This window comes from Rhodoferax sp. (assembly GCF_023700745.1).
Taxonomy (GTDB): Bacteria; Pseudomonadota; Gammaproteobacteria; order Burkholderiales; family Burkholderiaceae_C; genus Rhodoferax.
The window spans coordinates 261,228-273,407 of record NZ_JAMPYG010000003.1 but is presented as its reverse complement, the minus strand read 5'-3'; the positions used below and the strand labels follow the sequence as shown (position 1 = coordinate 273,407).

The following is a 12,180-nucleotide window of genomic DNA, read 5'->3' as shown; positions in this document are numbered from 1 at the left end:
CCATGGCATTCAACGCGCGCATGACCCACTGGGCGGGCCGCCGGGTCTGGCTGGTGGGTGCCTCCAGCGGCATTGGGCGCGCCACCGCCCAGGCCCTGCATGCGCAGGGCGCACAAGTGATTGTGTCGGCCCGCGACGCAGCGGCGCTGGAAAAATTTGTCAGCCAGCACCCCGGCGCACAGGCGGCCGTGCTGGACGTGACCGATGCACCGGCGGTCAGGCGCACTGCCGGGGTGCTGTTGGCGCAAGGCCCGCTCGACGCCGTGGTGTACTGCGCCGGTCACTACCGTGCCATGACCGCCGACCGGCCGAACCTGCCCGACTGGCTGCGCCACAACCAGGTGAATTACCTCGGTGCCGTGCATGTGCTTGACGCCGTGCTGCCCGGGCTGCTGGCGCAGCCGGTCGGCCGGCGTGGCCATATCAGCCTGATGGCCAGTGTGGCGGGTTACCGGGGCCTGCCCAACAGCCTGGCCTATGGGCCGACCAAGGCCGCGTTGATCAACCTGGCCGAGACACTCTACCTCGACCTGCACCGTCACGGCGTCGGGGTGTCGCTGATCAACCCGGGCTTTGTCGAGACACCGCTGACGGCACAAAATGCGTTCCGGATGCCGGCGCTCATCAGCCCCGCGCAGGCGGCCCAGGCCATATTGAATGGCTGGGCGCGCGGCCGGTTCGAGATCCATTTTCCCAAGCGTTTCACCTTCTGGATGAAAATGCTGCGCTGCCTGCCCTACCCCGTCTATTTCGCCCTGACCCGGCGCCTGAAGTCCAGTTGAGGCCACCATGAAACCATCTGTCGACACCATCGTGCACGCCTTCGAGACGCTCGACCCCAGGCACATCGACACGCTGGAAAGTCTCTATGCCCCCAACGCCCGTTTCAAGGACCCGTTCAACGACGTGCGCGGCTGGCCTGCCATTGCCGCCATTTTTCGCCACATGGAGGTCAGCCTGGTGCAGCCGCGCTTTGTCATCACCGGGCGCATCGTCGATGGCCGGCAGTGCTTTCTGACCTGGGAATTCCACTTTGCCTTCAAGCGCTTTTCAGTGGGACAGCCGCAGTGCATTCTGGGCGGCTCGCACCTGGTGCTCGACGAGGCTGGTCGCATCACCCTGCACCGCGACTACTGGGACGCGGCCGAGGAACTGTACGAAAAGCTGCCGCTCGTGGGTGGCCTGATGCGCTGGTTAAAGCGGCGCGCCAATCGCTAAATCGCCTCAGCAAGCCGGACCCGCCATTTCCGCTGTGGGCTTAAACTGGGTGTACCTTCACTTTGCACTCAGGCCCCATGCCCCAGTCCAATGCTTTCCCTTCGGCTGTCCCTGCCACGCCAGCCCGGCCAGGTGATGACATTGACGCTCTTTTCAGCCAGCACGGCGTGCGCGACGTGGAGTGCATTTTTCCCGATATTTCAGGCTACCCGCGCGGCAAGCTGATGCCCGCCGAGAGTTTTCTGGAAGGTGGTGAATTGCGCATCTGCCAGGCCATTCCGATGCAGGCGGTGACGGGGGATTATTCCTACAACCCGGTGTTTCCCGACTCGGATCCCGACGTGCGGCTGTTGCCCGACTACGCCACAGTGGCGCTTGCGCCCTGGTCCAGCGTGCCGCGCGCTGTGGCCATTCACGACTGCCTGGAACTTGACGGCAGCTTGTGCCAGTTCGCTCCGCGCAGCGCGCTGAAAAACGTGCTGGCGCAGTACGCTGCCCTGGGCCTGCGGCCGGTGGTGGCGCCCGAGATCGAGTTTTATCTGACCGCGCCCAACGCCGACCCGACGCAGCCCTTGCAGGCGCCCGTCGCCCGCGGTGGGCGCGCCGAGGTTGGCCAAAGCGCGTTCAGCCTCAACATGCTCAACGAGCTGGCCCCGTTCTGGAACGAGTTTCGCGATGCTTGCCGCACGTTGGGCATTGCCACCGACACCTGGATTCATGAGGTGGGTGCCACGCAATATGAGATCAACCTGCTGCACGGCGATGCGGTGGCGGTGGCGGACCAGGCTTTTCTGTTCAAGTATGCCGCGCGTGAGATTGCGCTGAAACACGGGCTCAACGCTGTCTTCATGGCCAAACCCCTGGCTGCCAGCGCCGGCAGTTCCATGCATTTGCACATCAGCGTGCTTGACGCCAAGAGTGACAACGTGTTCAGCTTGGCGGACGGCAGCGCGAGCCCGCGTCTGGCGCATTTCATTGCCGGTTTGCAAGCCTATTTGCCCGAGCTGATGCTGATGCTGGCGCCCAACGTCAATTCCTACCGGCGTTACGTGTCTGGCAGCCAGGCCCCGGTGAACCTGCAATGGGGTCATGACAATCGCACCACCGGCTTGCGCGTTCCGGCCAGTGGCCCGGCGGCGCGCCGGATTGAAAACCGCGTGGCCGGCGCCGATGCCAACCCGTATCTGGCCATGGCAGCATCGCTGGCGGCCGGACTCCAGGGTTTGCAGGAGCAGCTGGCTGCCACCGAGCCCCTGGCCGGCAACGGTTATGACTCGGCCCACAGCCTACCGCGCAGCATGGAGGAGGCTTTGCAAAAAATGCAGCACAGCAGGGTAGCTCAGGCGTTTTTCGGGGAAAAATTTGTAACCGGCTATTGCGCAGTCAAGGCCCTTGAACTGGCGAGTTTTCAGAGCGAAATCAGTCCCTGGGAGAGGCGCTTTTTGTTGCCGCAGGTGTAAATTGGGTCCGTTGACAGCACCCACTCAAGCCCGCAGGCGTTTACATCCGCTTACCAGCTGCAAGTGCGTCTTTTCCTAGAATGAACTGATGAACAATTCAAAAAAATTCCTGGGTTGGACCTTGGTTGCTGTCCTGTTTCACACAACGGCATCCGCTGCCGATGTGGGTGTGTCCGTCAATATTTCCGAGCCCGGTTTTTACGGGCGCATCGATATCGGGCGCGTGCCCGGTCCGTTGCTGATTTACCCGCAACCGGTCATCATTGAGCAACGACCGATCAACATGATGCGCCAGCCCATTTACCTGCGTGTGCCACCCGGCCACGAGAAAAAATGGGACAAACATTGCTACCGCTACAACGCTTGCGGACAACCCGTTTACTTTGTGCAGGATGGCTGGTACCGGGATGTTTATGCACCGCGTTATTACGGTGCGCCTGATCGCCGCGACATGCGCCGGGAGGACCGCCGCGAAGGCCGTCGCGACAATGGGAACCGTGGGCATGAAAAATACAAAAAAGGCCACGGCCCTGGTCGCGATTGACGCACCGCACGGCGTCTGTGACTACAGCGTGCCGTTGCGCTTGTATTTTTCAGTAGCGGCGACCAGGGCAGCCACGATGCCGGGCTCAAAAGCGGCATGGCCGGCGCCTTCAATCATCTGAAAATTCGCCTGTGGCCAGGCCTCGTGCAGGCGCCAGGCAGACAGCGCCGGACACACCACGTCGTAACGCCCCTGGATGATGGCGGCTGGCAGGTGCGTGATGCGTCCGATATTGCGGATGAGCTGGTCGTCGCTTAAAAAAGCATTGTGCAAAAAATAATGCGCTTCCAGCCGCCCCACGCCGAGTGCAACGGCGTCCGAGCCAAACTGGTCGGCCACCTCCGGGTGCGGCAGCAAATGCAGGCAACTGCCCTCAAAGCGGCCCCAGGCGCGCGCCGCCCGCAGGTTTTCTGCCGGGTCAGCACCGAACAGGCGACGCCCAAAGGCCTGCAGCAAATCGCCTCGCTCAGCGTCCGGGATGCCTGCCACAAACTGGGCGTGTTCTTTCGGAAAAAACCATTTGATGCCGTTTAAAAACCAGTCAATCTCGGGCGGGGTGCACAAGAAAATGCCGCGCAAGATGAAGCCGTTGCAGCGTTCAGGGTGAGCCTGGCCATAGGCCAGCGCCAGCGTCGAACCCCAGGAGCCGCCAAACACCAGCCACTGGTCAATGCCCATCAGAACCCGCAGACGCTCAATGTCGTCAATCAGCAGTGGCGTGGTGTTTTGTCGGACTTCACCCAGCGGCGTGGACCGGCCAGCGCCGCGCTGGTCAAACAACACGATGCGGTAGAAAGCCGGATCAAAAAACTGGCGGTGTGCGGGCGACAAGCCCGCGCCCGGTCCGCCGTGCAAAAACAGCACCGGCACACCTTGCGGGTTGCCACATTCTTCCCAGTACAGGGTATGCAGGTCGTCCACGGGCAAATTGCCGCTGAGGTAGGGCTCAATCGGCGGAAACAGGGGATCAGGGGCTGGAAACATAGGGCTTGTCATGGCTTTGGGATCAAAACGTGATTGTCGGACCATTGGACCGTCATCAACGGCACCACGCTTTTTCTGATAGTTCCTATCAATCCATTAGCAAATTCCAATTGGCTTAATAAATAGTTTCAGGCTAACATTATCCCCGTGCTGATCGATATCTTCTATCAGTAAATTGTTTTAAACCTCAGGAGCTCACCATGACTGCAAACATCCGCCCCGAAATCAAGACCCTTGCCAACCTGGAAGCTGCCTTTGCCGGCGAATCCATGGCCCACATCAAGTACCGTTACTTTGCCAAACTGGCCCGCGAAATGGGCGACGAAGACACTGCCCGCGCCTTTGAAGAAACCGCCGACCAGGAGGTGATGCACGCCTTTGGCCATCTTGACCTGCTCTACCCCAAAGCCAGCATGACACCGGCCAAGGCGCTGCAGATTGCCATTGACGGCGAGACCTACGAGTACACCGAGATGTACCCGGGTTTCCGTGCCACGGCCGAAGCCGAGGGCCAGACGGCCGCCATCGCCGAAATGGACGAGCAAATTGAAGAAAGCAAAGTGCATGCGGCGCAGTTCAAGGCCACGCTTGAGAAGGCGCAAAAACGTTTTGCGGCCCTGGCCAAGGTGGAAGAACGCCACGCCAACCACTACAAGGCCCAGCTGGCCAAAGTTGCTGTCTAACGCCGTACTGTCCTTTACCCCTCAATTCAAACAGGAACAACACCATGAAAACTTATCTTTGCATCGTTTGCGGCTTCATCTATGACGAAGCGGCTGGTCGTCCCGAAGACGGCATTGCCCCTGGCACCCCGTGGGCTGACGTGCCCGAGAGCTGGGCCTGCCCGGACTGTGGCGTTGCCAAGGCCGACTTCGAAGCAGTTGAAATCTAATATCTTGGGGACAGATCTTCAGCTCTGTCCCCAACACTTCAAAGAACACCATGGAAAACCCCATCATCATCATTGGCGCCGGGCTGGCTGGCTGGACTGCGGCGCGCGAATTGCGCAAACTGGACAAAACCACGCCAGTGTTGCTGATCACGGCCGACAGCGGCGACTTTTATGCCAAACCGTCGCTGTCCAACGCCTTCGCACAAAAACGTGGGCCGGCGCAATTGGTGACCACGCCCGCGGCCAGCATGGCGCACAGCCAGCAGGTCACGCTGCTGGCGCATACCCGCGTCACCGCCATCGATACCGCCAGTCAAACCGTCCGCACCAGCGCCGGTGATTTCACTTATGCCAAGCTGGTGCTGGCCACGGGTGCGCAGCCGATCCGCCTCCCCATGGCCGGTGATGCCGCCAGCGCGGTGTTGTCAATCAACTCACTGCAGGATTTCTCGGTCTTTCACGCGCGCCTGACCCGTGGCGCGGAAACGGATCAAGCAGCAACGGCCCAAAAGCACGTCGTCATCATGGGTGCCGGGTTGATCGGCTGCGAATTTGCCAACGATCTGATCAGTTCAGGTTTTGCCGTATCGGTGGTTGATCCCTCCAGCAACCCGATTGGCGCATTGCTGCCTGCTGGCCTGGGCGAGCAACTGCGCGAGGCACTGGCCAGCCAGGGCGTGGCCTGGCATTTTGGTACTACGGTACAAGCTGTCAATCATCTGGCCGAGCGCAGTGGTGCCCTGACCGTGCAATTGGCCAACGGCCAGACTTTGCAGGCAGACGTGGTACTCAGTGCGATTGGCCTGCGTGCCGACCTGGAGCTGGCGCGAGCTTCCGGGCTGCAGTGCGAGCGTGGCATGGTGGTCAATACCAGCTTGCAAACCAGCGCTGCCAACGTGTATGCACTGGGGGATGCCGTCCAATACGCAGGTGGCCGGACGATGCCTTATGTCATGCCCATCATGCACGCGGCCAAGGCGCTGGCAGCCACGCTGGCGGGCCGGCCGACCCAGGTGCAGTTTCCGTTGATGCCGGTGGCCATCAAAACCCCGGCGCTGCCGGTGGTGGTGGCGCCGGCCGAACCTGGTACGGTGGGGCAGTGGGCGCAAAGCGGACCCGGCGTCTGGTTATTCACCGATGAGACCCAGGCGGTGAAAGGGTTTGCCCTGAGCGGCTCGCACACCAGTCGTCGCGCTGAGCTGGTCAAGCGGGTGGTCTGAAGCTGGCCTCTGTGCCTGCCAAAAAGTAAAAACTGCTGCGCCTGCCTGGGGCGCAACGCTGTAGCGGGTGCGGCAACGTCAAGGCATACAATTTCTCCCTTGAGCAAACACACGTGCCGGCTCTGATGAGACGGTTCAGATAAGCAGGAGACCCCATGACGCAAGCCGCCCCCGCGACTCCCGAAGACAAACGCGCCGAATTGCGCCGTGCCGCCCTGGAGTACCACCAGTATCCGATCCCGGGCAAGATTGCCATTGCAGCGACCAAGCAATTGGTCAATCAGCACGACCTGGCGCTGGCCTATTCACCTGGCGTGGCCACGCCCTGCGAGGAAATCGTCAAGGACCCCAACAATGTCTACAAGTACACCAGTCGTGGCAATCTGGTGGGCGTGGTGACCAACGGCACGGCGGTGCTAGGCCTGGGTGATATCGGGCCGCTGGCGGGCAAGCCGGTGATGGAGGGCAAGGCCGTGCTGTTCAAGAAATTCGCCGGGATTGATGTCTTTGACATCGAGATTGACGAGAAGCAGGACCTCGACAAGCTGGTGGACATCATTGCCTCGCTGGAGCCGACCTTTGGCGGCATCAACCTCGAAGACATCAAGGCGCCCGACTGCTTTTATGTCGAGCGCAAATTGCGCGAGCGCATGAAGATTCCGGTCTTTCATGACGACCAGCACGGCACGGCCATCACGGTGGGTGCGGCCATTCTGAACGGCCTGAAAGTGGCTGGCAAAGAGCCTAAAGACGTGAAACTGGTCACTTCGGGCGCCGGGGCTGCGGCGCTGGCCTGCGTCGGCTTGCTGGTCAAGCTGGGCATTCCACGCGAAAACGTCTGGGTCACCGACCTCGCTGGTGTGGTGTACGAAGGCCGGGTCGAGTTGATGGACCCGGACAAAGCCATTTATGCGCAAAAGACGGATGCCCGCAAGCTGGGCGAAGTGATCGACAACGCCGACGTGTTTTTGGGCCTGTCGGCGGGGGGGGTGCTCAAGGCCGAAATGGTCAAGCGCATGGCCGCCAATCCGATCATTTTTGCGCTGGCCAACCCCACGCCCGAGATCACGCCCGAGGAGGTCAAGACCGTCCGTGACGATGCCATCATTGGCACCGGGCGCTCGGACTACCCGAACCAGATCAACAACATCCTGTGTTTTCCGTACATCTTTCGCGGTGCGCTGGATGCCGGTGCTTCGACCATCACGGTCGAGATGGAAATGGCGGCTGTGCATGCCATCGCCGAACTGGCCCAGGCCGAGCAGAGCGAAGTGGTGGCCGCTGCTTACGCTGGCGAGCCACTGGCCTTTGGCCGCGAGTACCTGATTCCCAAGCCGTTTGACCCGCGCCTGATGATGAAGGTGGCGCCCGCGGTGGCGCAGGCTGCTTTTGACAGTGGCGTGGCGCTGCGCCCCATCACCGACATGGACGCCTACCGGGAAAAACTGCAAAGCTTTGTCTATGCCTCGGGCACGGTGATGAAGCCGATCTTTACCGCGGCCAAAAAATCGCTCAAAAAACGCGTGGCATTTGCCGAGGGCGAAGAAGAGCGCGTGCTGCGCGCCGCGCAAATTGTGGTTGACGAAGGCCTGGCCATGCCGACCCTGATTGGCCGCCCCAAAGTGATTGCCGAGCGCATCGAGAAGTTCGGCCTGCGGCTCAAGGAAGGGGTCGATTACGACGTGGTCAACGTCGAGCTTGACGACCGCTACCGTGATTTCTGGCAAACCTACCACCGCATGACCGAGCGCAAAGGCAACACGGTGCAAATGGCCAAGATTGAAATGCGCCGGCGCCTGACGCTGATTGGCAGCATGCTGCTGCACAAGGGCTATGTCGATGGCTTGATTTGCGGCACCTGGGGCACCACCTCTGTGCACTTGCAATACCTTGATCAGGTGGTGGGTCGGCGCCCGGGCGTCAACACCTACGCCTGCATGAATGGCCTGATGTTGCCGGGTCGGCAGGTGTTTTTGGTCGACACCCATGTCAACTACGATCCCACCGCCGAGCAGCTGGCAGAAATCACCTTGCTGGCTGCCGAAGAAATGTTGCGCTTTGGTATTCCACCCAAAGCCGCGTTGCTGTCGCATTCGAGCTTTGGCAGCAGTAACCAGCCCAGCGCCGTCAAAATGCGCGACACGCTGGCGCTGTTGCGCGCGCAGGCGCCATGGCTTGATGTGGATGGTGAAATGCATGGTGATGTTGCGCTGGATGGCGCAGCGCGTGCCAACCTGATGCCCAACAGCACCTTGCACGGTGATGCCAATTTGCTGGTGCTGCCCAATATTGATGCCGCCAACATCGCCTACAACCTGCTCAAAACGGCGGCGGGTGGCAACATCGCGGTGGGCCCGGTGCTGCTGGGCGCGGCCAAGCCGGTGCATATCCTGACGGCCAGCACCACGGTGCGCCGCATTGTCAACATGACCGCCCTGACGGTCGCCGACGCCAACGCCATCCGCTAGCAACTCTGGCGACTGGCTTGCTCAAAAAGGCCAGGCCAGCCAGCGCCTGGCCCTTATTTCCCTGACCTGAATTGCCCATGAAATGGGCAATGGCTTGCAATTTTTTGTCAAATCAGCGACACTAGAGCCTCAAATGTTCGGGTTTACCCGAATTTTTTATTGGAAATTGAGGCAATGTCGTCGTTGAACCGTTTTAAGTTGGTGCTGACTGGCTTAACGCTTGCCGCGGCCTTGCTTGTTGGTGGGTTGCAGGCCAAAGCGCCCCCGCCAGTGGGTTTGCAAAGCACGATCAGCCTGGCTGAGTTGCCGAGTCCTGGCGCCGAAATTTACAGACGCATCCATCAGGGAGGTCCGTTTGTCAGTGAAAAGGATGGTTCTGTTTTTGGTAACCGGGAGCGTTTGCTGCCCGCCCAGAAACGTGGTTTTTACCGCGAATATACCGTCCCGACACCTGGTCTGACACATCGGGGTGTCAAACGGATTGTGTGTGGCGGTCAAGTCGAAATGCCAGAGGTTTGTTATTTCACGGCAGATCACTACGCCAGTTTTCGACGGATTGCGCCCTGAACTTGAATTGTCAGTTTATAAATTGTGAAAAGAGAATTGAAAATGTCACCTAGCCAAACCATTGCCGAGTCTCAACTCAAGACCGTCTCCGAGACGATTTTGAAGGGTGTTCGCCCCAACATCGTGCAGTCGATCCGGGCTTTCCGGGTGCAGGACCTGCAGGAAGCGGCGCAGGCCATGGGTCAGCACTTTTTGTACGCCAACATTGCCAACGCCCAGAGTAAACAGGACGTGCTTGACCTGATTGGCCAGCAATTCATGTTGACGGTGGCTGTCGGTAAAAACTTTGACTCCCTCTACGACAGCATGACCGATCCGGTACACAAGTCGGGCCCGCAACCCGGCTTTATTGTGGTGCTGGAGCACATCCCGGCGCACGCCAAGTTTGACAAGGAAGCGCGTGAACAGTTGCTCGACATTTTCCGTGACACCGCCGACTACTGGGGTGACCGCAAGATCCCTTTCCGCTGCTTCTATTCTTTTTCGGTGGCCCGTGCTGCGCACGCCAGCAAGGGTGAACACGCCCAGTTTTCCAGCAACCCACCGACATCGGGCATTGAACTGCTCGCTGAAAACGGCGAAAGAATGCCCACCGACAAGCTGCTCGATATTTCGCCGCAAGCGCTGCGCATGAGCAGCCCGTTCAACGCGGGTTACTGGACGACCGCCTGATGATCTGATGCCTGCGCGCTGGCCAGCGCCAGCGCCAGTCGCAGGTACTCGTCCACCGGTACCTCTTCGGCACGCCGCTGCACATCAAATTCCCCGGCAAAATCTTTCCTCTGCAACCACGCGCCCAGCGTGTGGCGCAGCAATTTGCGCCGCTGGCTAAAGGCCACTTGCACCAGTTCACTTAACGCCTGCTCGTTCAGCGCGACCGCATCGGTCCGAGGCACCATGCGCACCACGGCGCTGTCCACGCGTGGCGGCGGATCAAAACTTTCGGGCGGCACAAACAGCACGTTTTCCATGGCGTAACGCCACTGCAACATCACGCTCAAGCGTCCATAGGCAGCCGTTGAAGGTTGGGCCACCATGCGATCAATGACTTCTTTTTGCAGCATGAAGTGCTGGTCTTCGATGACGTCCACATACTGCAACAAATGAAACAGGATGGGTGTGGAGATGTTGTAGGGCAGGTTGCCTACCACGCGTAGTCGAGGTGCTGCCTGCGCCTGGGCCAACTGGGCAAAATCCACTTTCAGCACATCGGACTCAATAACCTGCAACTGGCCGTGGCTGCGCAGACGTTGTGCCAGATCGCGGTCCAGTTCGATGACGGTCAAGGCGCCCAAGCGCTCGACCAGCGGCTGGGTGAGTGCCGCCAGTCCCGGGCCAATTTCAACCATGGCCTGACCCGGCTGCGGGTCAATCGCTTGCACAATGGCCTCGATGATGCCGCCGTCAGCCAGGAAATGCTGGCCAAAACGTTTGCGCGGAATGTGTTTGCCGTGCTTCATCTGGTCAGCGTCACTGTGGCGGCTGGCGCAGCTCAACATAGGCCCGGCCACGCAACTCCTGGGTCCAGGTTTGTGCCGCTTCTTCGAATTTTTTCTCACGCAGCAGTGCACTGACCGCCCTGCGTTGTTCGGCTTCGCTCAGTTTGGCTTGACGTCGCTCCTGCAATTGAATCAGGTGCATGCCGAAACGTGACAGCAGGGGTGCGCTGATTTCGCCCGGCGCCAATTGGTTCAAGGCGTTTTCAAATTCGGGCACAAACATGCCAGGGCTGGCCCAGCCCAGGTCGCCGCCTTGCGCTGCACTGCCGTCCTGTGAATATTCACGTGCCAGCGTCGCAAAATCCGCCTGTCCTGCTTGCAGCTGTTTTTTGAAATCGAGCAGGCGGGCACGGGCCTGGGTTTCGTTGAGCTCTGCCGAGGGTCGCAGCAAAATATGGCGGGCACGACTTTGCGTCATTGTCATGGCGGGCAAACCCGCACTGGTTTTTGCCACCACTTTCAAAATATGAAAACCAGCCGGTGAGCGAACCAGGTCGGCCACCTCGCCGGGCGCCAACAGTTTCGTGGCTTCAACGAATGAGGTCGGGTAACGGTCAGCGCTGCGCAAACCCAGCTGACCCCCGTTGGGCTGCGCCGAGGGGGCAGAGAAGTCACGCACCAGGCTGGCAAAGTCCTCGCCGGCGCGTGCTCGCGCCAGCACTTTGCTCGCCTGCGCCTGCAAGACTTGCACCTGCTCGGCACTGGCCGTCTCAGGAACGGCAATCAGAACTTGCGCCAGATTGATTTCCATTTGGCTCGGGTCCTGCGTGTTTTTTTGCGCCTGCAGATAGGCATCGATCTCGGATTCGGACACCCGCACCCGTGGCGTCAGATCTCGCTCGCGCAAGCGCTGCAGCAAAATTTGATCGCGCAGTTGGGCCCGGAACTGGGCCACCGTCAAACCATCGGCTGTCACCCGCTGACGCAGCTCGGCAACCGTCAGCTGATTTTGGGCGGCGATCGATTGTTCGGACTGGTCAATGGCCAAGTCTTCGACCTTGAGGCCGGTGTCGCGCGCGTACTGAAGCAGTACTTTTTGGTTGATCAACTGCTCCACCAACTCGGCGTTCAGCCGTTGAAGATTGGGCGCAGGACGGCGTTGTAACGCAAACTGTTGCTGTACGCGCAGAACTTCGCGCTGAACCTCGGTATTGGTGAGCGGCTCGGAGTTAACGACTGCCACGATAAAGTCAGAGGTGGTGGCGCTGTTGGCCGGACTGCTGGCGCCAGTTGCGGGCGCCAGGCGCAAACCCTGGGCCTGCGCCTGTGCACCAAGCAAACAGGCGGCCACAGCAGCAGATAAAAGTTTAAGGCGGACAGTCATGATG

At 60.2% G+C, this 12,180-nt stretch carries 12 protein-coding genes and 1 pseudogene; 10 read left to right on the top strand and 3 right to left on the bottom strand.

The annotated features are described in order from the left end of the window. The first annotated feature begins 2 nt into the window (after window positions 1-2). The 4 genes from NDJ10_RS05130 (at window position 3) to NDJ10_RS05115 (ending at window position 3,222) form a co-directional block, all read left to right on the top strand. Window positions 3-782, top strand: coding sequence for an SDR family NAD(P)-dependent oxidoreductase (locus tag NDJ10_RS05130; protein WP_296160099.1), 780 nt, complete (start codon window positions 3-5; stop codon window positions 780-782). Between the two features lie 7 nt (window positions 783-789). Then, complete coding sequence (locus NDJ10_RS05125; RefSeq protein WP_296160098.1) at window positions 790-1,218, top strand: nuclear transport factor 2 family protein; 429 nt, start codon at window positions 790-792, stop codon at window positions 1,216-1,218. Between the two features lie 77 nt (window positions 1,219-1,295). Then, window positions 1,296-2,678 (top strand): glutamine synthetase family protein, encoded by a 1,383-nt coding sequence (locus NDJ10_RS05120; RefSeq protein ID WP_296160097.1) that lies wholly within the window; start codon window positions 1,296-1,298, stop codon window positions 2,676-2,678. A gap of 88 nt (window positions 2,679-2,766) precedes the next feature. After that, entirely contained in the window at window positions 2,767-3,222 is a 456-nt protein-coding gene (locus tag NDJ10_RS05115; RefSeq protein ID WP_296160096.1) for a hypothetical protein, read from the top strand. Window positions 3,223-3,243: 21 nt separating this feature from the next. Here NDJ10_RS05115 and pip read toward each other — a convergent pair whose 3' ends face one another. After that, window positions 3,244-4,218: a prolyl aminopeptidase gene (pip, locus tag NDJ10_RS05110; protein WP_296160095.1), complete on the bottom strand. Its 975-nt coding sequence runs from the start codon at window positions 4,216-4,218 to the stop codon at window positions 3,244-3,246. Between the two features lie 188 nt (window positions 4,219-4,406). Between pip and NDJ10_RS05105 the strand changes: the two genes are divergently transcribed. From NDJ10_RS05105 to NDJ10_RS05080, 6 genes and pseudogenes are all read left to right on the top strand, one after another. Next, window positions 4,407-4,889 carry a rubrerythrin family protein gene (locus NDJ10_RS05105; protein WP_296160094.1) on the top strand — a complete coding sequence of 161 codons (483 nt, stop codon included), beginning with the start codon at window positions 4,407-4,409 and terminating at the stop codon, window positions 4,887-4,889. A gap of 44 nt (window positions 4,890-4,933) precedes the next feature. Continuing rightward, window positions 4,934-5,098, top strand: a complete 165-nt coding sequence (locus NDJ10_RS05100; protein ID WP_296160093.1) for a rubredoxin — start codon at window positions 4,934-4,936, stop codon at window positions 5,096-5,098. Window positions 5,099-5,148: 50 nt separating this feature from the next. Next, a complete protein-coding gene (locus tag NDJ10_RS05095) occupies window positions 5,149-6,318 on the top strand; it encodes an FAD-dependent oxidoreductase (RefSeq protein WP_296160092.1) in 1,170 nt (389 codons plus the stop codon). Between the two features lie 155 nt (window positions 6,319-6,473). Further along, window positions 6,474-8,786, top strand: a complete 2,313-nt coding sequence (locus NDJ10_RS05090; RefSeq protein WP_296160090.1) for an NADP-dependent malic enzyme — start codon at window positions 6,474-6,476, stop codon at window positions 8,784-8,786. A gap of 174 nt (window positions 8,787-8,960) precedes the next feature. Further along, a complete protein-coding gene (locus tag NDJ10_RS05085) occupies window positions 8,961-9,353 on the top strand; it encodes a ribonuclease domain-containing protein (RefSeq protein ID WP_296160127.1) in 393 nt (130 codons plus the stop codon). 42 nt (window positions 9,354-9,395) lie between these two features. Then, window positions 9,396-9,836, top strand: a pseudogene (locus tag NDJ10_RS05080) (barstar family protein); the annotation flags it as partial. A gap of 170 nt (window positions 9,837-10,006) precedes the next feature. On the opposite strand, the gene rsmA reads toward NDJ10_RS05080, so the two are convergent. Both rsmA and NDJ10_RS05070 read right to left on the bottom strand, forming a co-directional pair. Beyond that, on the bottom strand, window positions 10,007-10,813 hold the full coding sequence (gene rsmA, locus NDJ10_RS05075) for a 16S rRNA (adenine(1518)-N(6)/adenine(1519)-N(6))-dimethyltransferase RsmA (RefSeq protein ID WP_296160125.1): 807 nt from the start codon (window positions 10,811-10,813) through the stop codon (window positions 10,007-10,009). A 10-nt stretch (window positions 10,814-10,823) separates the two neighbouring features. Then, complete coding sequence (locus tag NDJ10_RS05070) at window positions 10,824-12,176, bottom strand: peptidylprolyl isomerase (protein WP_296160088.1); 1,353 nt, start codon at window positions 12,174-12,176, stop codon at window positions 10,824-10,826. Window positions 12,177-12,180 lie beyond the last annotated feature (4 nt).

Coding starts and splice junctions, on each gene's coding strand:
- NDJ10_RS05130 (WP_296160099.1), top strand. CDS start 3: ATGGCATTCAACGCGCGCATGACCCACTGGGCGGGCCGCCGGGTCTGG.
- NDJ10_RS05125 (WP_296160098.1), top strand. CDS start 790: ATGAAACCATCTGTCGACACCATCGTGCACGCCTTCGAGACGCTCGAC.
- NDJ10_RS05120 (WP_296160097.1), top strand. CDS start 1,296: ATGCCCCAGTCCAATGCTTTCCCTTCGGCTGTCCCTGCCACGCCAGCC.
- NDJ10_RS05115 (WP_296160096.1), top strand. CDS start 2,767: ATGAACAATTCAAAAAAATTCCTGGGTTGGACCTTGGTTGCTGTCCTG.
- pip (WP_296160095.1), bottom strand. CDS start 4,218: ATGACAAGCCCTATGTTTCCAGCCCCTGATCCCCTGTTTCCGCCGATT.
- NDJ10_RS05105 (WP_296160094.1), top strand. CDS start 4,407: ATGACTGCAAACATCCGCCCCGAAATCAAGACCCTTGCCAACCTGGAA.
- NDJ10_RS05100 (WP_296160093.1), top strand. CDS start 4,934: ATGAAAACTTATCTTTGCATCGTTTGCGGCTTCATCTATGACGAAGCG.
- NDJ10_RS05095 (WP_296160092.1), top strand. CDS start 5,149: ATGGAAAACCCCATCATCATCATTGGCGCCGGGCTGGCTGGCTGGACT.
- NDJ10_RS05090 (WP_296160090.1), top strand. CDS start 6,474: ATGACGCAAGCCGCCCCCGCGACTCCCGAAGACAAACGCGCCGAATTG.
- NDJ10_RS05085 (WP_296160127.1), top strand. CDS start 8,961: ATGTCGTCGTTGAACCGTTTTAAGTTGGTGCTGACTGGCTTAACGCTT.
- rsmA (WP_296160125.1), bottom strand. CDS start 10,813: ATGAAGCACGGCAAACACATTCCGCGCAAACGTTTTGGCCAGCATTTC.
- NDJ10_RS05070 (WP_296160088.1), bottom strand. CDS start 12,176: ATGACTGTCCGCCTTAAACTTTTATCTGCTGCTGTGGCCGCCTGTTTG.